Genomic DNA, 254 nt, shown 5'->3' on the forward strand with positions numbered 1-254 from the left:
CTGTCCCGGGATGCGTGGCAGCAGGAAACGTACCCGGTGCTGGACCCGGACGGCCTGCCCCTGACGCTCCTGCGCGAGCCTTCCACTGATGGAACGGGCAAGCCCGTTGAAATCTCGCTGCCGCTCCCCAACGACCGGAAGCTGCATGCGCACATTTGGCGTGCGGATGTGGGGCGGGTGCCGTTGTTGTTGTTGGATTCGAATGTGCCGGCTAATGATGATGCGGCGCGGGGGATCACGGACCGGTTGTATGG

Annotated in this window: 1 pseudogene; it reads left to right on the forward strand. The window is 64.2% G+C overall.

Annotation, left to right across the window (positions count from 1 at the left end):
- A pseudogene (locus LD110_RS23500) lies at positions 1 to 254 on the forward strand (alpha-glucan phosphorylase); the annotation flags it as partial.

It is taken from the genome of Arthrobacter sp. M4 (assembly GCF_020251205.1).
In the GTDB taxonomy this organism is placed as follows: Bacteria; Actinomycetota; Actinomycetes; order Actinomycetales; family Micrococcaceae; genus Arthrobacter.